Below are 24,792 nucleotides of genomic sequence, written 5' to 3' on the forward strand. Positions count from 1 at the left end.
AAAATGACAGATTTCTCATTTAGGTTAGTATCCTCAAAAAGGCATTCTAGAAAAAAATGGATTGTTTGGGCATATGTTATTGAATAGTGGTGATTACTCTTTTTTTGAACTAATATTTATAGTAGTTTTACCATAAATAACTACCTATGGACGCTACTTATGATGCTGTAGTTGTTGGATCGGGGCCAAACGGACTATCAGCGGCAATTGTTTTACAAAAACATGGATTAAATGTTCTTCTAATTGAAGGAAAGGAAACAATTGGTGGTGGCATGCGAACGATGGAGCTTACACTTCCTGGTTTTCACCATGACGTTTGTTCTGCAATTCATCCTATGGCAGCTGCAGGCCCTTTTTTTAAGACATTGCCCCTTGCTGAATACGGCCTTGAATACATTCACCCTAAAACGTTGGCCGGACATCCGCTACCGGATGGGAGGGTGGCTTCCTTGCATCGGTCCTTATCTGAAACCGCGGATCAACTGGGCAGTGATAGAAAAGCCTATATCGATTTATTAAATCCTCTTGTGGACCATTGGGATGCCTTGTCATCGGATTTTTTAGCACCATTAAAAATCCCTGATAACCCGATAAAGTTGGGTCTATTTGGGCTCAATGCACTTCAACCTGCCACCCTGCTTGCGAGAAAATTCAAAGAGACCAGTACCCGTGCACTTTGGGCAGGTATGGCAGCACATGGCATCCAACCCTTAACCAATATCACTACTTCAGCTATTGCAATGGTCTTGATGGCGGCTGGTCATCATAGTGGCTGGCCGATGATTAAAGGAGGCTCTCAAACACTGGCCGATTCTTTAGCGAATTATTTTATAGCCTTGGGCGGTAAAATTGAAAAAGGGAAAATGATAGCTGACTTCAACCAAATTCCTGATGCGAAATTGGTAATGTTTGACGTGAGCCCAAAAAACTTGTTAAATATAGCTGGAGACAAGTTCTCCAAATTGTATCGTTGGCAACTGAATCGTTACAGGTATGGCATGGGGGTGTTTAAAATGGATTTTGCACTTTCTCAACCCATACCCTGGAAATCAACAGCACTTAATGGAGCTGGTACAGTCCATTTAGGAGGCACGATTGAAGATATTTCAAAATCAGAAAAATTAACCTGGGAAGGAAAATACAGTCAAAACCCATTTGTTCTATTGGCTCAACAAAGCCTATTTGATAAATCACGATCTCCAGATGGATATCACACCGCATGGGCTTATTGTCATGTACCATCGGGTTCTGAAGTGGACATGTCTGCTGCAATCGAGAATCAAATCGAGAAATACGCCCCAGGTTTTAAAGAAACCATTATAGGCAAGCATACTTTCAATACCAGGGAGATTGAAAACTATAACCCAAATTATATCGGAGGAGATATCAATTCTGGCGTACAAGACTGGTCCCAATTGTTTACCAGGCCTGCCCTTAGGATCTCTCCCTATAGAACCTCAGCAAAAAACATTTATATCTGCTCTGCATCGACTCCACCAGGAGGCGGAGTTCATGGAATGGGCGGGTATTATGCTGCAAATAGAGCAATTAAAGATTTATTTTAAGGTTCAATGAATTACAATTATTATTTTTGAAAAAAATAAACAAGATGTATAATTTCCTAAAGAAATATAAAATTACTTTGGTTTTCTATGTAACCGTCATTTTCCTATTTATATCGATGGGATTTGCCAAATTAGCAAAAGAGCCATATCCAAGTTTCAATATGCCTGCCTTTAAAGGAAGTGGAATGGATAGTGATACTTTAGCTACCAGTACCTTTGAAATTGTCTATTTGAATGATGAAGAAGAGGTATGGAGGGGAGATTTAATAGCGCTTTTCAATCCGGGAAACTTAGTTAAATACAGGAGTAATATGAAATTTATTTTTTTCAATCAAGCGAAAGCATACCTTAATGAATCAAATAAACCAAATGGAAGAATAATATCATCAATTCCAGGTGGAGTTAAAATCCGTGAAACAATAAAAAAGTGGATAACAAATGACGTGATTGGGGGAGCAGATATAGAAATACCCAAACTAATGTATAAAAAGAAACCATTTGAATCCAATGAGGTAACCGGCTTTATTGTCAATGAGTACAAAGAATATTACCACCAAGTGGATGGCTTTCAGTATAGAGAAATTGTAAGACACAAAGAATTTAAATTTGAGGATGATACTATCAATTAACGAAAAAATAACCAGTTGGCTTAAAAATACATGGAAGCCTACTTTTTTTCAATTGGGCCTTACCAGAATTTTGTTTTGCCTGGGGATTTTTACTTATGGCATTCCCCAATTTATAGAGATATCAAATCTTGAGCTGGTGTTTTTTGACCCGCCTCCAGGATTATCTTTAATCATTGGGCCCATTGATTCAGCTGATTTTTGGTGGGTTTTCGATTTGTTTCTGAGAATAACTTTTGTTGCTGTATTGGTAGGTTATCGAACAAAGGTATCATCTATCATTTTCGGATTATTTTTACTTTTCGGTTATACATATCTTTACAGTTACGGAAAAATTAATCATAACATTTATCCAGTTGTTTTCCCAATAATTATGGCTTTTACCAATTGGGGAGGGGCGCTATCAATAGATTCATTAAGGAATAAAAACACGAAAATTGAACCGAAAGGATGGCCATTATCATATTTTTCGTTTTTGCTGGGATGGGGTTATTTTACCGCAGGTTTGCCAAAGCTATTAGGAGGATGGTTAGACCCTTCATTTTCTACCACCGCAGGGTATATTTTAAGAAGATTTCATTCAGGTCAAGAACCCTTGTACTTAAATGAAATGTTTGCAAAGATAAATAATTTGTTTATTTATAAAATGCTAGATTACAGTACCCTAGTATTCGAATTGGGATTCATATTTACAATATTCTGGTCAGCCCTGTTTTTGAGATCAATAGGAATAGCAGCTTTGTTTCACCTTGGTGTACTGTTAATGCTAAATATACCCTTTACATCACATGTCTTGATTTTTATACCTTATTTAATTTATTTCTATTCTGAAAATAAATCTGAACTTTCAGAAAAATTTCAACACTATTTTATTCGGAATAAAAAAGCGTTTTTAACGGCTTTTCTAATTTTAGCAGTAGTTATAATTTCCGGTTATTATCCTAAACCCATTCCAATTCCATCCCATACTATTTTATTTGTAGTTTGTATTCCTTCGATACTCATGCTTTTACCGAACGCTGTGCATTTGTATTTCAAAAAAATAACCAGACGATTATTTACGAAAGGATAATTTGACCTATTTTCGAAGGACAATTCGTTGAAGACATTTGGGTTTATTTTCAAAATCACTCGGCCCAAGTCCATAATTTGGCTACGCCAAGTGGTGGGCTAAAAAATCTCGCAATATAAACCAGTCACATTTGACTGGTTTATATTTTTATTTTGGCGATACTACATCATCACAATAGACAAATGAATGAAAAAAACAAAAGCTTCTTTATGAAGCTTTTGTTAATCATGAATAGCAACCTATTAGCAGTACCTATAATATATAAACGATTCCGAGTTTCAATACAAATTGCCCATCGCCTATAGTCTGGTATTTTAATTCTGGGTTTAAGGCTACATTATCAGCAATTTTCAAGACACCTCCTAAGCCAATATTTACCTCTGAACTGCTATCAGAATATTTCACATCCATAAATTTACTAGAAATACTAAAATTGGAATACCCTACCATTCCATACCATTGAAGTTCATCTAGTGTTAAATAATACCTTGCGTCAATATTCAATGAACTGGAATTGAATCCGTCAGGAAAATAAATCGTGTAGTTTGGTGCAGCGGAAATGTTTTCAGTTATGAAGTATTCACCTCCAAAGTTTATACCAAATGTTTCGATTTCGAATCCATAATCGCCTCCTGCCTGTAATCGGATAGTACCTGTTTCTTGGGCTTGTGAAAATGTGGCAATTGATACAAACACTGCTAATAAAATTAATTTTTTCATCGTTTTTTTGATTTGAATGTTAAAATAGATTTTCATAAGAATGATTTAAAAACCTTTTTGTAGGATGGTTTTCAAAAGTTTAATAGAGGGTATTAGAATAGGGGAAGGAAAGGATTGTTAGCAAAATAGCGTTTGCTTTAATTCGGATTATTTTCTTAATCGTCCTTAGAAGCCAAGCTAATTTTACCTTCTTCAAGTGCCACAAGATTCAAGGTATCGTCGAAACGATCATAAATCCAATTCGCTAATTCATCAGTGCTTCCTAAATGGATAACAGTAATGGTAGACATTGAATCTTGAAATGTTTTATCGAAGGAACGAATCACTTTATGATTGTCCAATGTGTCCGTTAAGGTTCTAAATGAGGAAAAGTCCAAGTCGGTAATGGTGATTACCGTGGTCAATTGATCCTCTTCCTTCTCACCATTTTCGAAAGAGGACAAGTCTACATCCATCGCTATAGCCTTATGTTCACCAATTTGAATTTCCTTAGTGGGTACTCCTTTACAAGGCTTGTCTTTACCCTTAAATTTAATTCCCAGGCTTTTCGCCATTTTCCCTGCTCCTGATGCCACTCCAGCAATTTGACTGACCATTTGTGTCGTTCCAGCAATTTTACTTAAACCCAAATAGTTACTGCTATTGGCTAAATAATAACTGGACCATGTCAAATTACTTGTAGTACTACTAAATGACTTTGATGCTTCGCTTATTTTATTAAGATTATCCAATACATCAACTGTATTTTCCTTGGCATTTTCTGTAGGCATTTGAACGCCTTCCTTAATTGCTTCAATCTTGTCTATATCATAGATTCCAACCGAGAGCAAATCCAATACATCACAGGCATTACCAGCCTTTTCTGCCCTTTCTTGTATCCCCATCAAAAAGGCAAATTGGGAGGCAAGAGAAGGAGTAGGAGCTTTATCATTCAGTTCAACAATAGTTTCATTTATATTAGACATTAGCCCCTCATGATTTTCTCCCGAAAAATATATTCGTTGGAGATAATCCACCTTTGGTTCGCTAGAAGCTTGGTCTTGCCCCATTGAATCGATACTGAACATTAATAAATAAAATAGAAAAAAATATTTCACCAGTTTTTCAATTTTAATAAACCGGTACTTTTGAATGAAATTTAAGGTTTCCATAGTTTTATTATTTTGGTTGAAAGGTTTGTTCGAATCAAATACCCTTAATAATTTATCTAAATAATCAATGCTTTTCAGTCGGATGTATGGCCTAAGGGTAAGGTTTCTTCTGAGATGTTGGTCAATGATTTATAGATCTTAAACCAAATTTAAAGGATCGGATTTCCAATCTGTTCACCAATATTGGTGGTTCAGTAAAAAAAAAATCTTGATCTGTATTAATAAAAGTTTTTAATTTTTACAGTCATTTATATTAAAAAATATAATCGCATAGTATGCCTCTTAATATTAAAACATAAAATTATATTTTATATTAATTACTGCGGTCTTTGACCAAATATGTTCTGGACAAAATGCAAGAGTAGTACAGTATTAAAGAAATAAATCCCTTTGTTGTTGTTCTATCTTTTTTACTTTATTGTCCTGAAAAAGCAATAACAATAGGATGCAGATTAAGGAATCAGGTGTGAGTTTGCAATCATAACTTTAAGTCTTAAGGGATTAGCAACTCCCTCGCAGGGCATAAAATGAAAAGTGATGGGGCTTAGGTTTTATTTTTAAATACCGCTTGTATATTTTTATATGTCTATTCGGATTTATCTTTTTTGATTGTTATCAAGTATTTTCTTAATAGGGGAGAAGCTTATTTAGAAAAAGCTGATGTTCTCTTAATCCTATAATTTGGATTTAGTATAAGTCAGTCATTTATAAAAAACGGATCATTAAATTTTTACCGAGATGATACTAAGTGGCGGGGTTTGTCCTTGACGCCTACTTTGATTGCTCCTAGGCCATTGATGATCCAGCATGGGAAGAAGGATGGAATAGCCCATTGGCCTCAGGTTGTGGAAGAATATGATAAATCAATAGTGCATTATCAGAAACTAAAAATGCCGGAAAGGATAGAGCTAAATTTGCACGAGGGAAGCCATGAGGCGATTGTGGATGAGGGAGTAAGGTTTATAACTACCTGGTTAAAAGAAAACGATAAGGATTAGTAGCCGATTGGTTTATCCCATTCCATTTGAGCTTTTGGATTCCTTAATTATATTACGTTCAGCAAAATTTCCTTTAAATATTGTCTGTTTTATTGATAATTTCAATAATTCCTTTTAAAATCAAATTCCTCTAGGTGTAGCAATGACCTTTTCTAAGCTTTTGTTTCAAAAGATCATTGAAGGAAAAGTAAATAAATAGCGCTTCTACGGATTTCCTAAATAGGAACTTTAACAATGTTCAATTATTAGTGAATTAAACGGTTAACCTACGTCAGATACCTGTCTTAATGAATAAAATAATTTTCCTATGTTAGTAAATAGAAGAACCAGCAGTCATTAAAGCTGCTGGTTCTTTGCATTATGAATGTTCCACTTCTTCACGATAACACCTTTTCGAGAAATATTTATCGATTTCATCAGGATCATTTAAATCACCAACTTTCTGTACCATTATACTCCATCGGTCAATCTATTCCTGCGAAGGGTGTTCATCTTGTCCAATGAAATAGTCGAATTAATGGCAACTATTTTTATATAAAAATTTTATGCTTTAAGTTTCCTTTAAATCTGTTTTCTAATGCCATTTGGAAGGTAATGGCAAATGGCCTTATTAAAACGGGTGTTACTAAAGTCCTTTAAGGTAGATAGGTTAGGCTATTGGCTATTTTACTCAAGATTCAAAAAGCGCAATCAGAATCCAAAGTGGCACGTCTTACTCAACAGCCTATTTGTTGGGGCATGCAATGGAAAAAACCTTCAACTACTCTAAATATTTTTATTCACCACCAGCTCGTAGAAAAAATCCCGATAGTTCCCGCCAATGGTTATGTGTAGGTCCTGATTTATCAATTTGACTTTATTTCGGCTGATGATTTCTATTTGGTTGACAGATACAATATAGGATTTGTGAATGCGGATAAAACCCTTGGAAAAGAGGCTCATTTCATAGTGTTTGATTGAATTAAGCGTAAGTATTGGCTTGTCATTGCCAATGAGGTATATTTTGACATAATCTTTGTAACCTTGAAGATAGGCAATGTCTTTAAGACTGACCTTAATCGTAAAATGTTCTACTTTCACAAAAATAAACCTCGACGATTCATCGCTCTGGCTTTCCTGATAAGCAGCTTGTGGGACGGCATTTGGCTGGACATTTGGGATATGGATAACTTTCCCTACGGCCTGAAAGAAACGACTAAAACTGATTGGTTTTAGCAAATAATCAATGGCGTTAATCTCAAAACCTTTCACTGCATATTCGCTGTAGGCGGTGGTGAAGATGACCTTGGGTTTGTTCGAAAGACTTTCATAAAATTTAATACCATTCATGTCCGGCATATTAATATCCAAAAACATCAACTTGATTTCATCATGAACAATGCAATCCATGGCTTTTAGGGGAGAGTCAAACCTGCCTTTAAGTTCCAGCATTGGCATTCTGGAAATATAATCTTCCAATATATCCAGTGCCAAAACCTCATCATCAATGATAATACAGTTAATCTTCATTTCTTTATTTTTAGAAAAGCTTTAAAAGTACTGTTTTCATAGATTTGCTTAAAGCTGTGTTTCCCTGGGTACAGAAACTCCAACCTTTTCTTTAGATTCTCGATGCCTATTCCCACTTTATTGGTATTGATGTTTTGCTCGTCTTTTTTGCCCACACTATTGATTACCGAAAGGAATATTTCATCCTTGTCTTCCTTAAAGGAAATAAGGATAAATGAAGGCGTAACGTAACTGATCCCGTGTTTAAAAGCATTCTCAATTAAGGTAATAAACAAGAGCGGTTCTACTGTATAGTTTTCATTTGTAAACGAAAAGTAACACTTAATTTGCGGAGCGTTGTTATCCGAAAATTTGAGCTTTTCCAGATTTACATAGTTTTTTATGAAATCCATCTCTTGATGAATAAACACCTTTTCTTTCCCAGATTCATATAAAACGTACCTGAGGATGTTAGAAAGCAACATAATGGAAGGGGTGGTGTATTCAGATTTTCGACTTGCAAGAGAATAAATGTTATTTAAGGCATTGAATAAAAAGTGAGGGTTAAGCTGGCTTTTAAGAAAATTTAACTCTTTGACAATTTTCTGTCGCTTCAACTCATCATATCTTTTTTGCTCTTTATCAAGCTTGGTAATAAGTTCTATGGCTGTTCCCAGTACCATCATAAGGACGAATCTCATCAGTGAAGGTATTAAAAAAAACAATTTTCTACGATCCCCTCCTCGAAATCTGGGAGTAGGACGGCCTTCGCCCATGAGCATGAAATCCATAAAAGTATACTCGAGGAATATAAACAGTGCAAGAAAGGAAATTAGAAAGAGTACATAGTTTGAATACTTTTGTTTGAACAACAGATGAGGAATCATCCAAACAATATTGACCAAATAGAAAAAAATAATGGTAATATTGGAAATACTCAGGTAGAAATTTGTTCGTAATTCCTGGTTTCTATTTGAGATAATAAAAAATACTGGGGATAAAATTACCCCCAGTATCAAGACATGAACCAATGTCTTTAGAATTACTTTTTTTTCAAAATGCAACATTTATATCGCTGTGAAAGGTTTAATCTTCCTCGTCATAATAAACAAAAGGCTGAAATTCATATATGTCATCAAATCTTAAGCTGGAACTTCTTCCCAAAAGAACATAAGCTCTTCCATTAACCGAGAAGGCGGAAGCCCCAGCTCTATAAACTGCTTCAAGTGGAGTCTTTTCTTCCCAAAGGTCATCTTCAGGGTTGTATTCCCAGGTGCTTCCTAAAATCGAACCAAGAGAACCTGCTACGAGATAGCCAAATGAGCCAACAGAAAAAGCACTTGCTTCACTTCTAACCAAGCTGTAATCGTCATCATAATCAAGGTCATTTTTTCTGGTCCATTCCATGCTATTGCCGTCTAAGGCCCAGAAATCATACTCATAAGAACCATTGTTAATTCCTGTTCCAATATAAGCAATGTCGCCTATAACAAAAACCATGGCACTTTGACGTTTTGCCCCTCCCATAGAGATTATTTGAGACCAGGAATTGCTGGTAGGATCATACTGCCAAAAATCCTTTTGCTCACTTCCATCATACCCAGTTCCAATGTATCCTTTTCCTACAAGAGAAAACCCTATTGCATTGTACCTGGCAGTACCACCGAAGGAAGCCACTTCCATCCATGAATCATTTTCAGGATCATATTCCCAAAAATCATTGAGTTTGTTTGTTCCGTCGTATCCTGTTCCAACATAACCTTTACCATCAATGGTGAATGCGACTGCATTGCTTCGAGCTTGCCCAGGAAAATCCGATTTTTTGATCCAGTAATCCCCTGCAGAATTGTATTCCCAGAAATCATTTAAATAATCTTCTCCTGTATAGCCTCCCATTACAAAAGCCCTGTCGCCAATTGAGAAAGATGCAGCATTGGAGCGGTTGCTGCCTTCAAAATAGGACCTACGGACCCAGTTTCCTTCACTGGTAGTCACATCATCACTGATACAGCCTCCCAAGAAAAAAACTCCAATAATAACTCCTATTAACAAACGTGTTTTATTCATAATAATTTAATTTAAAGGAAGAAATACAATATCTAATTTGATTTTTTGTTGTGTAGAATGAGAAGATAATACCAAATACCTTGAGGTGAGTGTTGTGCTAACAGGTAATGTAATCCATATGGCATTCCCATTTTCGTAATTGGCTCCTAGCTGGTAGTCGATAAAATCTTTAACTGGAATTTCATAATAGGTTTTCTCCTGAAATTGAGCATCAAAAGCTGTCATGCCCACAGTTCCTAAAGAGCCAATGATCTGGTTGTTTTTATCTACCATATAAACGTCTATGGAAAAGGATGGGGTGTTGAAATAATTGTTATAAGTCCCTGGTTTTACTGGCAAGTGAAGTACGGCCGAAGAAATAAAGAAGCTCTCGGAAATTTCTTTCAGCATCTGGATTTCGGGAAATTCAATCCTGATACCTGATTCGTAAAGCGGATCTACCATTACTGTCCCGGAAGTTTCCTCGGAATCAATATTTGTATAAGAAGCAAATCCACTCAATAGGCCAGTAGACTTGTCTACATTCAAATTTGTAAAATGCTCGGTACCATTCTGTACGGTAATTTTGAATTGAGCATTTGTTTGGTCGATGTTGGCCGAAGCTCTGTAATAAAAACCTATATAAGAAGTTTCGGAAAAGGATAACAAAGGCCCATTTCCCACAGCTTCAATGACCAAACCTTTGAATTGTTCTTCCAGGTCTTCATTAGAATTGAATACTGAGCTACTTGATTTTGAATTTTCAAATAGCTCAAGACCAAATTGATAAGGCAAGGTCAGGGTAAGCGAATCCTTATGAGGCAAGGCTTGAACCCGTTTGCTTGTCATGGGACTTGAGCTATAGTCAAAAGTTTGGAAGTTATAGATGGCAGAATAATCATCCGGTTCTGGATTTTCGAGCAATTCGTAGATGTTTAAATCGAAAATAGGGAGTGTGTCATATTGGAAACTTTCATAGAACAAAACGAGGACGACCGAATCCATTTGTGCCTCATCATTCATCCTAATAGCACTTTCAGCGCCGAATTGCAGATAGGAAACTGCGTTTACATCGCCTCTGATATTGTCTTTATAGGAGCCAACCATGAAATTTGTCTTGCCATTTGTTACCAGACTATCTTTATAATAGTTGTACAGTAAGATCTCCGTGCTTTCAATTAAGCTCACTTCCAGCTGTTCATCGTCTTTGATGACTTCAGGCTGGACAAGTATGTCATTTTCAAAACATCCTGTCAGTAAAATGGCCACAGCAGAGAAACAAAAATTTTTGATTAAAGTGAAACTAGAATCCATAGAGATTATTTTTGCCCCAAACCAAATCAATCTTCGCTGAAAAATCAGATATAATAGACCTAGGAGCCAATGTTGTCGACGAAAGGCCCTTTGTTCTCTATGATCTACAAAACCGGAATTGAAGTTACTGTTTTGGCCTTAAGAGGTAAATAATAGGATTACGTCTATACATTTTCAGCTTATATCTATTATAAGAGAATTTCCAGAATCGAAAGAATAGCTTTCGGAAAAAATAAAAATGGTTTTTCCAATTCGAGCGCTTTGCCTATATGTTATTTCCTTTATGCTAACAGGAACATTGCTAGCACAACGGGGAGACGGTTCCTTATATTCTTCCTATGGTATAGGATTGATCAATAATGACAATGTGGGGTATTCAACCCGACTCGGTGGAACAGGTGTTGCTGTTCAATCACCCTATTTCCTCAACCACATCAATCCAGCTTCAAGCGTAGGAATTCTTGGCGCCTATAATTTCATGATTGATGCGGATGTCAAATACCAGATGATGAACATCGCTACCTCTGAAGAAAATATTGACATCAATAGGACCAACTTGTCCCATGTAGCTTTTTGGTTAAAAGTATCCAAATCATCAGCCTTTACCTTTGGACTGATGCCCATTAGTAGTGTGGACAATAGTTTTCTGGAAACCACTTATTTTGTAGGATCGGCAGATCCTTATTCTAAATACACCAAAAATTATGGTGACATAAGCAAGGTATTTCTGAATTATGCCTATTCCCTTCACCCCAGATTGTCGCTGGGTGTAAGACCCTATTACCTATTTGGGCATATCAATAATACAAATTTATATGAAGTCCAATCCGATGTCTACGGATCAGTAGACAGCTTTCAGCTGAATTTAAAGAATAATTATAGCGGAGTGGGAGTAGACCTTGGTATGCAATACATTGCTTATAAAAACAAAGACAAAAAACTAATACTGGGATTGACTTATAATGCCCCTGCAAGTGTCAGTGAACAACTTTCTGAGGAAGTTCAGCTCCTTGATTCAGATTCACTTCTTTTTGAATCAAGTGGAGAAATGGAGGGAATGGATTTCTTCCAATCTGCCAAGGCAGGGATTTCTTACCAAACCAAGAATTGGATACTTGCCGCAGATTATACCTATAAATATTTCCCAGATTCATGGGAGAACTATACCCCTGCACAGCAAGTAAGTCTCGGGGCTGAATATGTGCCGGATTTTTATGGTTATAGTTTTCCGAAGCAATTGAATTATTCAGCAGGTCTTTATTATGATACTGGTAATTATTTATTTCAAAATACACCTGTGAGTCGTTGGGGATTTTCAGCGGGAATAGGCTTTCCCATACAAAATCTTACCAGGTTAACTTTGTCCTATCAATATGAAAAACAGGGAAGTACCTCACTTTTGTCCAGGGAGACTACTCATGGGATCACATTAAATATTAATCTTGCTGATATCTGGTTTCAAAAGAAAGGCTATAAATAATTCGTGAAATGGTCTTATAAAATTTTACTTCTAATCGTTCAAAAATGAAAATAGCTTTTGCCTTTTTATATAGCTTATTAATTTGCTCTTTTACTTCCCCAATCCTGAACCATACCAATTTAAGGGTAGGTAATTTGGATTTTGAATTGGGCGGGGATGTTCGGATTCAGGTGTTTAAAAAACAACCTATTGATATGTTGACGGAATTGGAGCCTGTTGTAAAGCTACAGGTAACTTTGGAAAAAGCTCCTTATGTTAATCTGCCTGAATTGGAACCTGGCGAGTACATGATAGCCGTATTCCATGATAGCAATAAAAATGGAAAAATGGATTACAGCTTTTTTGGATCTCCTAAAGAGGGGTATGGTTTTTCAGGAGAATTTAACTGTAAGACAAAAAATCCTATGCCGGAATTGCATTACATACAATTAAATTCAGGAACCCAGGATATCACTGTTAATGTCTGCTATTGATAAGGGCAATTTTTTTTGCTTGGAAAGTAAAATCTGCTTTCTTAAAATACTCAAGTAAGCTTATTGAAGAACTGTAAGTAATCGAAAGATTTATTGATTCTTAGTTAAAGCTAATAACCAATGCTTAATAAAACTGGTGATTTTAGTTCATTTATCATTTATAAACGTTAAATAATTTATATTTCTCTGAAAATTTACTTATTATTTAGTCTAATTAAAATGATGTATATGAAATATGGCCTATTTATTTTGACTTTTTTTGTGTCCTGTGGAATCAATAAGCAATCAGAGAATAGCAATGAAAGCACTATGTCGTTTTCACTAGATACCGTCTTGGTAAACCCAACTGGCGAAATCCTCTATCTGAACTGGAACCTTCGTCCGTCCTTTCTTTCCAATGATCACCGGTATTTGTTCAATTTCAATTTGTTTGATTATACGCTTGAAAAAATTGATTTAGATAATTTGATATTAGTAGAAAAATTTCCCTTTGAAAAGGAAGGTCCAAATGGAGTTGGAAATAATGTAAGTACAGTTCTACGCATAAACTCAGAAAGCGTGTATTTTGGAAGTTACAATGGGGTAGGAGGGGTTTTTTCACTGGAGGGTAAAAAACTTATGGACCTTCCCTTAAATGAATATGGAGATCCATCGACCCAGGTTTCTCCACGTGAACAATTGAGTAGTATAAAATGTTTTTCAAATAATGGCGAGGTTTTTTATGGGCTTATCACTGCTTTTGACAGAGATAAATATGAACTGGCAAAAATTGATATAGGGTCTAATCATATTAACCGGACTCCATTGCCACTAATGGATCGAATAAGACCGTTTAAGGTAACCTTCAGGGATGGGCCGGCTATCAAATCTGTATCTCCTGCAATTTTTTTGGTTACTGAAGGGAGTAAAGTTATAGTGGGTACAGGAGTTAGTAATGAGTTATATGTTTTGGACAGGTTAGTAGATACCTTGCACTATCACGCATACGAAAGTGAAATCATGCCTCCTGAAAAGTCCGGTAAATACCAAAATGAAGTAAGTTCTGAGGAACAGATGGATGCTGTTTATCGAACAATCAATGAGGAGATTTCCTATGGAGCCCCGTTCTGGGATGACGATAAAGAATTGTATTACCGGTTTTCCTTCCTTGGGCAATATATTCCGGATTCTGATAAGCCAAACCATGACCTAACACCCGGCAAATTCAAGGTATTTCTGACCTTATATGATAAAAATTTAGATCAAATTAATGAATCATTGATACCCATGTTGGATAAAGTTCCTTCAAGTTATTTTGTAAAGGACGGAAAGATTTGGATTTTTGAGAATATTGATGACGAAATGGGTTTCGTCCGACTCAATATTGATTTGTAGTTGGCGCTTGCAATAGCGTCAAAACCAATTTTTACTTTGTTTTCTACAAAGGCTAAATACCATCATAGATTTTTTAGCAAAATTAAAGACATTTTTTGAGGTAAAAGGGGAATAAGTTGCCCCTACTTAATAAAATCCCTTCTATATTTACCAGACAGCCATTTTGGCTGGCAAATCAGGGAAGTTCACCTAACCTTGATGGACCGACTACAGAGTTGTGGTTAATTACAAATCAAATCAGAAAGCATTTACGAAAAGAAACATGAATAAAAGGCAAACGATATTTAGCTCCTCTCTTGCTTTAGCAGGATTATCTTTAGTAGGTATAGTTGGCATGCTTTTATTGACTTACCAAAAGGAAGCTTCTCAATTGGTGCTGTTTTTCTTTGCTTTTTTGCTTATAGGCATGCAAGGTTACGATAGGTTAAAAGGTTTTTCATTTACCGTTTGGGTAATTGCAGCTGTAGCCATAAGCATGACTTTCCCAAGTTACATAACAGAGGTTGCTGGCTATAAAACAGATAACTTTATTGTCCCATTGATACAGCTCATTATGTTTGGAATGGGAACCACCATGGGCATTAAAGATTTCCAAGGGGTATTAAAGATGCCAAAAGGAGTAATTGTCGGATTGGTTTCCCAGTTTACCATTATGCCCATCCTTGCGATAACCTTGGCTGTATTGATGGAATTTCCACCAGAGATTGCAGCTGGAATCGTTCTTATAGGTTCCTCACCTAGTGGCGTATCTTCCAACATTATCACCTTCCTGGCCAAGGGAAACCTGGCTTTGTCCATTACTTTAACTGCTTTTACTACTATTTTGGCACCTTTTTTAACACCCCTGTTAATGAAGCTTTTGGCAGGTCAGTTTATTCCGATTGACTCTTTCCAGATGATGGTGAGCATAATCAAGATGATATTTGTACCTATAATTGCAGGGATGGTTTTCAATAAGATTTTCAAGGGGAGGGCAGTATGGCTTAATATTGCCATGCCCTATATTGCCATGGCAGCGAACGTAGTAATTATTGCTGTAATTGTAGCTGCAGGGCGTGACAGCCTTTTGGAGATTGGTCTTTTACTGTTGCTGGCAGCCATCATACACAACGCAAGTGGCTATGTTTTGGGCTATTGGGGTTGTCGTCTCTTCAAGATGAACAAAGTGGACAGTCGTACCATTGCTATAGAAGTAGGAATGCAGAATGGAGGCATGGCAGCAGGCATTGCATCGGAGCTGGGAAAGGCTGCTACACTGGGGTTATTCCCCGCGATCTTTGGCACCTGGATGGACATATCCGGCTCTTTCCTCGCCAACTGGTGGCGGACAGCACCCACGGGAGAAAAGGATGCAGCAGAACTTACTGGTGGCCCTCAACCATTAAAGGAAATTGAAAAATAAAGCCTGATTTCCCGAATTTCATAGTGGTCGGTTTCTAGTATAAAACCCAGACCTAATGGGCCTGAACAATATTAACCGTGAGTGTCAACTCACGGCGGCAAACAAGTCAATTTTTTTCCAACCCTGAAAAGGGTTGAACAATCAATTAGTAAGCCGTTACTTTGATTAAGATTTTATTTCTTTACACTATTTATCAGAGAATGTTATGGAAGTTGTAGCCTTTTATCTTCAAGGATATGTTCTCTATTTTTTTAAACTAATTCCAAAGTACAACTTAAGAAAAATACAAAAAATATGTTCTGTCTTTAGGTATAGAAACAGTGATTTTTATTTTACTTTCCTTCAAACCCTTGTTAATATGGTTGAAAGCTCAGGGTATAAAAGTGGCTTCTATCAAATATAAAAGCCAGGCCTAAAGGGCCTGAACAATAAGTGTGCCGGGCATGGCATTCTACTCAAGGGTGAGCAATCTCAATGGAGAGAGCATGTCCCTAGGGGGCCCTCTGACGGGAACCCCATAGCTAAAGCCAAGGGTGTTCCGGGCGACCGGAAATCTGAAGGAAGGCGGCGGCAAACTCCAGATGTGGACGAACAGAAACTGAATAGTAGGCCAATAGATTTGGGGAAGCGCACTTTGCAGCGTCTAATCCCAATAGTCAGACAAAGGATCTATTGGTAAATTCAGCCGCATCGGATGAAAGTAGAAAGTCTTACCCCGGGAGGTCTGTGACTAGGGCAATTGCCGGAGGTACGTGCGAGTGCTGAAGGAATCCAAGTCAACAGAAGTCAGCAGAGGGCATAGTATCCTGACGATAAAAGTCAGGAGAAGGCCTGAATTTTCTAAACAAGGAAGTGAACTTAAAGTGAGTAAAAAGAACAAACTATCGAAAGAATGCAAACATGGCATACAGGGAGATCTGTTTGCCAAGGAACAGGATTCTGTGACCAAGAAAAGAGGAGGAACCTCTCGGAAAGAGCAGAAGATAGCGTTAATTTCTCGACTGGAAGAACAGCGAACCTTGACCAGCAACACAGTAGACAAAATATCAGATCAGTTGCAGTTACTCCAAGCATTCCGAAGAGTGAAAAGCAACAATGGGACAGCCGGGATAGATGGAACAACGGTTGGAGAATACGAGCGTGAGTTATTAGCGAATATTAAACGACTACAAATCCAACTCAAGGCTGTAACCTATGAGCCAAATGCGGTAAGGGGAGTAGAGATAGAGAAACCGAACGGTGGTACACGCTTATTGGGTATACCGACCGTAGCAGACCGGTTAGTACAGCAAAGTATACAGACAGAACTGCAAATGGTATTCGACCCCTTCTTCAGTGAAAACAGCTATGGCTTTCGTCCGGGCCGATCAGCCCATCAGGCAATAGAGCGTGCGAGCGAATGTGTAAAGGAAGGCAAGATATGGGTAGTGGACATAGACTTGAAAAGTTTCTTCGATGAAATCAACCATGACCGATTAATGAATCGGCTCAGGAATAGTATCTCGGACAAGAAACTATTGAAGTTAATCCACCAATTCCTTCGTGCCGGACTCATGCAAGGCGGGGTGGAGACACAACGAATAGCGGGAACGCCACAAGGAGGCCCACTATCGCCGCTGCTGTCCAACATAGTTTTAGACGAGCTGGATAAGGAGCTAGAAGTAAGGGGTCTGAGCTTTGTACGATATGCGGACGACTGTAATATCTTTGTGGGAAGTGAAAGATCGGCCCACAGAGTGCTGGAATCCATCACGACCTATATCGAAAAGAAGCTCAAGCTAAAAGTGAACCTAGAGAAAAGCGGAGTCCGCAGATGTGATAAAGTCAAATTCTTAGGTCATACGATCATGGGAGATGGCAAAATCCGGATAGCGGATAAAAGTATCTTGAGGTTCAAGGTAAAGATCAGGGAAGTTACAAAGCGCAATCGGGCGATACCGCTTAAGAGGCTTATAAAAGAACTTAACCTGATCATCCAAGGCTGGGCAATCTACTACCGTAAATGCAACACATGGCTGAGTTCATTAAGAGAAATGGACGGATGGATACGCAACCGACTCAGATGTTATGCACTAAAACAACACGGGCGGAAATACGCAACCTACCGTTTTCTAAGGTCTCTTGGATTAGCAGAGGGTCAATCGTGGAACGCCGTGAGATTCTATGGTTGGTGGCCTATGGCCAACCTACCATATGTACGAAAGGGCATGGGCCTGGCATGGTTCGCAGGCATCGGTCTTAGGTCTTTGGTCGCTGTACAGAAGGGTTAACCTTTAGAAGAAACCGCCATGGTACGTTAAAGCGTATGCCTGGTGGTGTGGGGGGGACGGCGGTAGAATACCGCCCACCCATCCCGATTAACCGTGAGTGTCAACTCACGGACCTTAACGCACTATTTTTCCGCAACCCTGAAAAGGGTTGAACAATCAATTTAATAACCAATTTACCCAGGTAGGAAGGTATTGATAAACAACATTAGGTAACTATCATGAGTAGGGATTCACCTTCATGTGAGGTAAGTACTAATAGAATTACTTAGAACCAGGCAATAGGATTTCCTGACTCTTCCCAAGAAGAGGATTGACATTAGCACTCTGGTAAATGAAAACGCCCTCCATAGCACGGCCAGGAGGGCGTCAAATATAATCTTCAACTGTCTAGGATTATTTGCAGTTGGCAACCAAACATTTATTGTTTAATAAAAACCAATTAGTAATCCCCCATTCCGAACATTCCTTTTCGGGCACGCTTGAAAGTAAACCATGTTGGATTAACAGCGGTAGAACCTGGACTGTCAACTTGAATCAATAAGGAAGCAAATGGTTCATATGCAGCTCTTGGAGCAATGTTTCCTTTGGCCACAATTATTTTCTGTCTTTCAACATAAACGCCATTAGAGATAAGTTGGTGTGCACTGTTTGGGCTGGATGCCAAAGTAGTCAATAGTAATAGATTAGGTTCATCCAAAGTGGAACCTTCTACTTGAATAACCGCTGTATGCCCCATGTTCCAGTAACGACCACCTCCATGGCGAACTTCTGTCTCAAGATAACGTCCCACATTTAAAGAACGAACCTGGCCTTTAACCCTAACAGGTTTTCCATGCATATCATCTGTTTTTCCGCCTACCTCAAAATCAAAATCATTTCCAACACCTGCATTCTCAGCGATCTTATAAGCTTCTGGGTCAGCAATTACCATCACCCATCCCTGGGCTCCCTGCTTGATCAATTCTTCCAATAAAAAGGAACTGTCACCTGTGGATCCACCACCGATATTGTCACCCATATCAATCAAGACAACGGGTCGACCATCATGTTCCATTGCCATTTTTACAGCTTCTGCTGGCTGAGGACTATCAAGGATTGTTTTATCACGGGAATCCCACAGCATATCCGAGAGTCTTTGCGCTTCCTTTTGCGCAAGTTCCGGGTCATTATCAGTAACTACAATCACTGAAGGGCCCATCCATGGCACATCTGCATATTGATAGCCTCCAGAAACACTTACTGCAAGTACTTTTTCATTTTCTTCCAGTTTTTTACTTTCTGTGGTGATGGGAAGTAATGGGTCTGAAAAAGTACTTTGATATACAATATTATAAACCATAGGTGGCTTCACAATAGCCTGGGTTGGCTTGATACCTTCTTTGACCATTTCAGCCATTATTTTTGCCGCTTGTAGTCCCCGGTCAAAAGTATCAAGATGAGGGTTTTCCTTAAAGGTGATCAGGACATTTGATAACTTAACCATTTCTGGTGTAACATTGGCATGAAAATCATGGGTAACAATGATTGGCATTTTAGGTCCAAATGCTTCTCGCACCCTTCTTACTATTTCTTCGTCACCACTGGGGTAACTTTCCACTACCATTGCGCCGTGAAGGTTCAGCAATATACCGTCTAGCTTTGGTCCTGCTTTTAACTGTTTAATTATTTCGCCCATTATGGTATCGAAGGCATTGTCAGTAAGCGGGCCCATGGGTCTGGCCCTGGTCACTACGGTAGGATAAAGCTCCAATCCAAAACGTTTTGCTCCTTCAATATAACCTGAGCTTATGGTTTGGGAATTGGCATAAGAAAAGAATTTTTTGGCCAATTCTTTTTGCGTTTCTCCTAATTGAAAATCAAATAGGTCCAGTGTCGTAGGTTGACTGCTGAAAGAATTTGATTCATGTGCAATTCCAGCTACGCCGATTATGGGCTTTTTCTGAGCAAAAGTAGTCAAGAAGGAAAACAGAACGAGCGGTAAAACAATAGTAATTCTCAGAATTGTGGATTTTTTCATTTTGGTTTTTTATAAGATTTAAGTCATTTATTAAATGACTTAAAAAGGTGGTTGTTTTAAAGTAAATTCATCAATAATACCGTTTATTTCCTTAAAATTCAATGTTTTTAAGGGATATGTTTAAAGGGTTCAATGTTATCAATTTCTTATAAATTTAGTAATTGGAGTCCAGACATTCCGGATTTATATTTTAAGTTTTTGTGATTGTAATTATTTATTTTGAGCGAATCTCAGTTTTTTTAAGTGATTATTGTATTTACAAAAGGTATTAAAGCTAATTAGTTTTTTAAAAATTATATACCTTGGTCGTCTCGCTTTTTCCCACTCAATCTATCTACCAAAGAAGGGAGTTTGCTACCCTTACAAATTTTTTCACCCCATAATAACCATAGATATAATAAAAACTCAAAAAGATACTTACTTTGTAGCCAACTTTTTGAACTTTTACATATATTCAGGCACTAATACCTGTTTTGACAACTATTTTCTTTGAAGTCCAGAGAGGTTGGCTTGCAAAAATTTATTTTTTGTATAAGCCAAAGTTACTTACCTAAATTTAGCACCAACCATTAATTTCATGAAAGCAATAGTTTTATCTTTATCATTGTTAACCTTACCGTTATTCTACAGTTATCAAAATAAGATAACGAAAGATCCTGTAAAGAGCGAGTTAACCCCAATCAAAGAAAAAGCAGAGTATTTGGTTAAAAAACTGAAAAAGGGCTCAATGCCTATAGATGCAAATTGGGACAAGGCTCAATGGAAGAAAATTAAGCCGGTCACGCTTGATTACAATATGGGAACTGAACCAAAGTTTCTTCCAAAAGTTCAGGCAAAATTGATGTATGATGATGAAAATATCTATGGGATTTTTAAGGTGGAAGACCGATATGTCAGATCTGTCGTCCAGGAATACAATGGAAATGTTTCCGGAGATTCATGTGTGGAATTCTTCTTTTCGCCTGATACGGACTTGCCATTGAGTTATTTCAATCTTGAAATCAATGCTGGAGGTACGCCGCTGATTTTTTATGTGGCCAAACCTTGGGATAAATTTACAAAATTAGGAAAGGAAGACATTGATCAGATAGAAATTGCCCATTCATTGCCTAAAGTAGTGGACCCGGAAATTACTGAGCCGACGACCTGGACCATTGAGTATCGGATACCTCTTTCTATGTTGAAAAATCATTCGAAAATTACCCAGCCTGAAAGTGGTACGATTTGGAAAGCCAACTTTTACAAGACAGGTAGCAGAACCAGCAATCCAAATTTCCTGACATGGTCCTATGTTGACAACCCAAAACCAAACTTTCATTTGCCACAGTTTTTTGGCACCTTAAAATTTCAATAATCTAGAAACCTATTCTCCCAAGAATTGAATTTTCAACAAATGAAAAGATTACCTCTACGCCCTGCTTCTTTGTTTCCACCTGTCTGGATGGATTGGATTCGGAATTAAAGAGTAGTCTTAGCCATCAAAGTTAAGAAAATGAACTTCTTCTTAGGGTTGGAAAAGGGATCTACGATTTAAATAAAACCATTAACATAACATAAAAACACAAAATGAAACGTCGTGACCTTCTCAGATATCTCGCCTTAACGCCCATATTGCCTGGGCAAATACTTTCCATCACTCCTGCAGAAGCAAAGGAAAACATCATGGTTGATGTCGATAAGTTTTTCCAGGGAAAACCCAAAAGAATAGCTGCTATTCTCACAGAATACCGACCCAATTCACATGCGGATGTGATTGTTGGTAAGTACCTGGAAGGGTACAATCAAGACGGTATGGCGCCTTATCCGCGGTCGAAAATCGTTTCCATGTTTACCGAGCAGGTTCCTGATACAGATATGAGCCGTGACATGGCCAAGAAATATGATATTCCCATTTTTCGAACCGTGGCCGATGCACTTACATTGGGTGGAGACAAACTGGCGGTAGATGCGGTTTTGCTTATAGGAGAACACGGGGTTTACCGAATGAATGACAAGGAGCAAAAGCAATATCCACGATTTGAAATGTTTTTGAAAATTACGGATGTTTTTAGAGAAACGAAGAAATCAGTCCCCGTCTTCAATGACAAGCATCTTTCGTACAGTTGGAGGCAGGCCAAACGTATGGTGGAAATTTCAAAGGAACTTGACTTCCCGATGTTGGCAGGTTCTTCTGTTCCCGTAGCATGGCGCATTCCGGCGATTGATACGCCTTACGGAGAAGCCCAAAAATATGCTGTAGGGATTTCCTATAGTGGTTTGGATATTTATGGCTTTCATTTGCTGGATTCACTTCAGTCGGTAGTAGAGAGGAGAAAAGGAGGAGAAACGGGTGTGAAAGCTGTTCAATGTCTGGAAGGAGAGGACTGCTGGCAGTTTTTGGATCAGAATGAATGGGCCAACAGACTGTTTAAGGAGGCAATTTCACATAGTCTCACCAAGGTAGAAGGTGACATGAAAGAATTGGTGAAATCCCCTGCTCTTTTTGTAGTGGATTATAAGGATGGGTTAAAAGTTGCTGCTTTCCTATTGACAGGTTTGGTACAGGATTTTACTGTAGCCGTTGAGTTGGAGAATACATCCAAGCCCTATTCTACCCTTATGCGATTACAAGGCAAACCGCACCATCACTTTGGATGTCTGGTTAAAAACATTGAGATATTATTTGAAACAGGGGAGGCTCCTTATCCTGTTGAGCGAACCATGCTCAGCAGTGGAATATTGGATTTTGCTTTAGAGTCAAGAATTCTAGGGCACAAAAAGCTTAAAACTCCGGAACTAGCTAAGGTAAGCTATATAACGCCAAATGCTTCTCATTTTTGTAAAACCGGATGGGATGAAAATGGGAAAAGAATCGATTAAGTGAATCCTATAGAGAGATGAATATTCCTGGTGAATGGATATCGTTCTGTTTACTTTAATTGCTTTAATAAAAAATCCACGGGTGAGCACTCGTGGATTTTTTCTATTAAAAGGTTTGGGTAGTTCCCCTTGAATAGGTGGTCAATAGTCCTTCTTGGCTCAAGGGGGGTGAGAGCGAATGGTTATCGATATACAATTTTTTAAAGAAGGCAATCATTTCCTGTAATGGTATTGGCCCAAGTGACTAAAACCAGATTATTAAATTGCTGGACCAGTTCTGTGCAAGTACCCCCTGAGTCTTGATTTTTTCAATTGCCTTAAAAGAAAAGTGGGTCATATAAAACCTTTCATTAGTGCTTTCCAATGTGGCGATTTTTTCCAATAACCATAATAACTGGACGAAATTCCCCATGTTATCCAATGCCTCTTTTCCTAGATGGTACTTCATAGAATTCAAATACTTAGGAATGTAAAAATGAGGGTTGATGGTCCTCAATACCTCTCTATTTACTATGCTATAATCCAGCCATGGGGCACAAGATTTTTTTCTTACGATTGGTTTTATTTGGTTGAAGGTTTCCATTTTTTTTCAAATAAATGGCTCATTTCGGTCAGGAAGGACAGAGGGCTACGACTAATCAGGCGAAATCAAAATCAATAACCATGAAAAAATACAAATGGCTTATGCCTTTACTCATAGTCCTTGCGGTAACCGCAGTCATTGGTCTCGGGATAGTAACCTATCTTTTAAACATGCCTCATAGGGATGTTCAATCTGCACAAACCGATTTTGGTATTTCTTCAAAGGAGTTGGTGGATGAGTTTCTATCCAATGGAGAAACAGCATATGACAAATACCTTGATGAATCCGGGGAATCTAAAATCCTGGAGGTAGAGGGAGAAGTGTCGAAAATCAGCAAGGATTTTAACGAACAGACGGTCATTCTGCTAAAAGCCCAAGATGAAGTTGCTGGTGTAAGTTGTACTTTTTTATCGAGACAAGAAGATTTAAGTCAATCCATAAAAGTAGGCCAAAAAATAAAAGTAAAGGGTGTCATCCGTTCAGGAGCCAATTATGATGCCGACCTGGAAATGTACGAAAATGTAATCATGGAAAAGTGTGACCTGGTCACCAATATATAATTAATCAATACAAAATTAACCCATACAAAATTTAAAAATTATGAAAATTAGATCAATTGTTTTAGCCCTTCCATTTGTTATGCTTATCACAGCTGCATTTGTTTCTCCTGTAGAAAAGCTTATCAGTCAAAAAACCCATATCAGCTTTTTTTCTTCTACACCTGTTGAAGACATCACTGCTGATAATTACAAAGCTACCAGTACGCTTGATACATCAACTGGAGACATAGTATTCTCAGTGCCCATGCAAAGTTTTGAATTCGAAAAAGCCCTAATGCAAAAGCATTACAATAGCAAAAACTTTTTGGATACAAAGTCTTTTCCTAAATCCAAATTTGTTGGTAAAATCACGAATTTTGGAGATGTAAATTTTGCCAAAGACGGTACCTATGAGGCATCCGTTAAGGGTAAGATGACAATCAAAGGAGAGACGAAAGATGTCGATGAAAAAGGAACAATCACTGTAAGTGGTGGCAAAGTCTCTGCAGAAAGTACCTTTGAAATCACGCTTGCTGATTATGGTATTACTTTTGAAAAAGGGAAACCTGCTTCCAATATTGCAAAAACCATTGAAATCACTTTTAAAGGTGAGTACGACAATTAAAATAGGTTGTTGATGGATTGATTAAGTGCAAGGGCGCAGTGATGGGCCCTGCACTTTTTTCCTTTCAGAATGTTTTTTGAGAAAATACAGGTTATATAAAACTAATCTTGCTTCTTACTTTTAGCTACCTACATTTTGCAATGTCAGGTAATTTTTTTTTGCTATGAAAAAATCGGAATTATGACGAGAT

21 protein-coding genes are annotated in these 24,792 nt (G+C 37.8%); 13 read left to right on the plus strand and 8 right to left on the minus strand.

What is annotated here, in order from left to right:
• Positions 1-146: 146 nt before the first annotated feature.
• From AC0L7T_RS13190 to AC0L7T_RS13200, 3 genes are all read left to right on the plus strand, one after another.
• Positions 147-1,565 carry a phytoene desaturase family protein gene (locus AC0L7T_RS13190; RefSeq protein WP_473343127.1) on the plus strand — a complete coding sequence of 473 codons (1,419 nt, stop codon included), beginning with the start codon at positions 147-149 and terminating at the stop codon, positions 1,563-1,565.
• A 44-nt stretch (positions 1,566-1,609) separates the two neighbouring features.
• A complete protein-coding gene (locus AC0L7T_RS13195) occupies positions 1,610-2,194 on the plus strand; it encodes a hypothetical protein (RefSeq protein ID WP_473343128.1) in 585 nt (194 codons plus the stop codon).
• A gap of 370 nt (positions 2,195-2,564) precedes the next feature.
• Positions 2,565-3,263, plus strand: a complete 699-nt coding sequence (locus tag AC0L7T_RS13200) for a hypothetical protein (RefSeq protein ID WP_473343129.1) — start codon at positions 2,565-2,567, stop codon at positions 3,261-3,263.
• A 252-nt stretch (positions 3,264-3,515) separates the two neighbouring features.
• Here AC0L7T_RS13200 and AC0L7T_RS13205 read toward each other — a convergent pair whose 3' ends face one another.
• Together AC0L7T_RS13205 and AC0L7T_RS13210 are read right to left on the minus strand one after the other, a co-directional pair.
• Positions 3,516-3,983 carry an outer membrane beta-barrel protein gene (locus AC0L7T_RS13205; protein ID WP_473343130.1) on the minus strand — a complete coding sequence of 156 codons (468 nt, stop codon included), beginning with the start codon at positions 3,981-3,983 and terminating at the stop codon, positions 3,516-3,518.
• Between the two features lie 155 nt (positions 3,984-4,138).
• The gene (locus tag AC0L7T_RS13210) at positions 4,139-5,134 is read right to left on the minus strand and encodes a hypothetical protein (RefSeq protein ID WP_473343131.1); all 996 of its coding nucleotides are present in this window, start codon (positions 5,132-5,134) and stop codon (positions 4,139-4,141) included.
• Positions 5,135-5,892: 758 nt separating this feature from the next.
• On the opposite strand from AC0L7T_RS13210, the gene AC0L7T_RS13215 reads away from it, so the two are divergent.
• Entirely contained in the window at positions 5,893-6,132 is a 240-nt protein-coding gene (locus tag AC0L7T_RS13215; protein ID WP_473343132.1) for a hypothetical protein, read from the plus strand.
• A gap of 765 nt (positions 6,133-6,897) precedes the next feature.
• Here the strand turns inward: AC0L7T_RS13215 and AC0L7T_RS13220 are convergent.
• From AC0L7T_RS13220 to AC0L7T_RS13235, 4 genes are all read right to left on the minus strand, one after another.
• Positions 6,898-7,641 (minus strand): LytR/AlgR family response regulator transcription factor, encoded by a 744-nt coding sequence (locus AC0L7T_RS13220; RefSeq protein WP_473343133.1) that lies wholly within the window; start codon positions 7,639-7,641, stop codon positions 6,898-6,900.
• Positions 7,638-8,321 carry a sensor histidine kinase gene (locus AC0L7T_RS13225; RefSeq protein WP_473343134.1) on the minus strand — a complete coding sequence of 228 codons (684 nt, stop codon included), beginning with the start codon at positions 8,319-8,321 and terminating at the stop codon, positions 7,638-7,640. The genes AC0L7T_RS13220 and AC0L7T_RS13225 overlap by 4 nt, the downstream gene beginning before the upstream one ends.
• Positions 8,322-8,706: 385 nt before the next feature.
• Positions 8,707-9,687, minus strand: coding sequence for a Kelch repeat-containing protein (locus tag AC0L7T_RS13230; RefSeq protein ID WP_473343135.1), 981 nt, complete (start codon positions 9,685-9,687; stop codon positions 8,707-8,709).
• A 6-nt stretch (positions 9,688-9,693) separates the two neighbouring features.
• Positions 9,694-10,980 (minus strand): DUF4270 family protein, encoded by a 1,287-nt coding sequence (locus AC0L7T_RS13235; protein WP_473343136.1) that lies wholly within the window; start codon positions 10,978-10,980, stop codon positions 9,694-9,696.
• Positions 10,981-11,263: 283 nt separating this feature from the next.
• On the opposite strand from AC0L7T_RS13235, the gene AC0L7T_RS13240 reads away from it, so the two are divergent.
• From AC0L7T_RS13240 to ltrA, 5 genes are all read left to right on the plus strand, one after another.
• Positions 11,264-12,460: a hypothetical protein gene (locus tag AC0L7T_RS13240; protein ID WP_473343137.1), complete on the plus strand. Its 1,197-nt coding sequence runs from the start codon at positions 11,264-11,266 to the stop codon at positions 12,458-12,460.
• A 44-nt stretch (positions 12,461-12,504) separates the two neighbouring features.
• Positions 12,505-12,933 (plus strand): DUF2141 domain-containing protein, encoded by a 429-nt coding sequence (locus AC0L7T_RS13245; protein ID WP_473343138.1) that lies wholly within the window; start codon positions 12,505-12,507, stop codon positions 12,931-12,933.
• Positions 12,934-13,161: 228 nt separating this feature from the next.
• Entirely contained in the window at positions 13,162-14,307 is a 1,146-nt protein-coding gene (locus AC0L7T_RS13250; protein ID WP_473343139.1) for a DUF4221 family protein, read from the plus strand.
• Positions 14,308-14,569: 262 nt separating this feature from the next.
• On the plus strand, positions 14,570-15,709 hold the full coding sequence (locus AC0L7T_RS13255; protein WP_473343140.1) for a bile acid:sodium symporter family protein: 1,140 nt from the start codon (positions 14,570-14,572) through the stop codon (positions 15,707-15,709).
• Between the two features lie 758 nt (positions 15,710-16,467).
• Positions 16,468-17,979 (plus strand): group II intron reverse transcriptase/maturase, encoded by a 1,512-nt coding sequence (ltrA, locus tag AC0L7T_RS13260; RefSeq protein WP_473337647.1) that lies wholly within the window; start codon positions 16,468-16,470, stop codon positions 17,977-17,979.
• A 439-nt stretch (positions 17,980-18,418) separates the two neighbouring features.
• Here ltrA and AC0L7T_RS13265 read toward each other — a convergent pair whose 3' ends face one another.
• Positions 18,419-19,996, minus strand: a complete 1,578-nt coding sequence (locus tag AC0L7T_RS13265) for a M81 family metallopeptidase (RefSeq protein WP_473343141.1) — start codon at positions 19,994-19,996, stop codon at positions 18,419-18,421.
• Between the two features lie 577 nt (positions 19,997-20,573).
• Here AC0L7T_RS13265 and AC0L7T_RS13270 point away from each other — a divergent pair.
• Together AC0L7T_RS13270 and AC0L7T_RS13275 are read left to right on the plus strand one after the other, a co-directional pair.
• The gene (locus AC0L7T_RS13270) at positions 20,574-21,350 is read left to right on the plus strand and encodes a carbohydrate-binding family 9-like protein (RefSeq protein ID WP_473343142.1); all 777 of its coding nucleotides are present in this window, start codon (positions 20,574-20,576) and stop codon (positions 21,348-21,350) included.
• A gap of 212 nt (positions 21,351-21,562) precedes the next feature.
• Positions 21,563-22,855 carry a hypothetical protein gene (locus AC0L7T_RS13275; RefSeq protein WP_473343143.1) on the plus strand — a complete coding sequence of 431 codons (1,293 nt, stop codon included), beginning with the start codon at positions 21,563-21,565 and terminating at the stop codon, positions 22,853-22,855.
• Between the two features lie 244 nt (positions 22,856-23,099).
• Here AC0L7T_RS13275 and AC0L7T_RS13280 read toward each other — a convergent pair whose 3' ends face one another.
• Positions 23,100-23,438 (minus strand): hypothetical protein, encoded by a 339-nt coding sequence (locus tag AC0L7T_RS13280; RefSeq protein ID WP_473343144.1) that lies wholly within the window; start codon positions 23,436-23,438, stop codon positions 23,100-23,102.
• Between the two features lie 80 nt (positions 23,439-23,518).
• On the opposite strand from AC0L7T_RS13280, the gene AC0L7T_RS13285 reads away from it, so the two are divergent.
• Complete coding sequence (locus AC0L7T_RS13285; RefSeq protein WP_473343145.1) at positions 23,519-23,998, plus strand: OB-fold protein; 480 nt, start codon at positions 23,519-23,521, stop codon at positions 23,996-23,998.
• A 40-nt stretch (positions 23,999-24,038) separates the two neighbouring features.
• Positions 24,039-24,602 carry a YceI family protein gene (locus tag AC0L7T_RS13290; RefSeq protein WP_473343146.1) on the plus strand — a complete coding sequence of 188 codons (564 nt, stop codon included), beginning with the start codon at positions 24,039-24,041 and terminating at the stop codon, positions 24,600-24,602.
• Positions 24,603-24,792 lie beyond the last annotated feature (190 nt).

Source organism: Cyclobacterium sp. 10D3-21, from assembly GCF_055809755.1.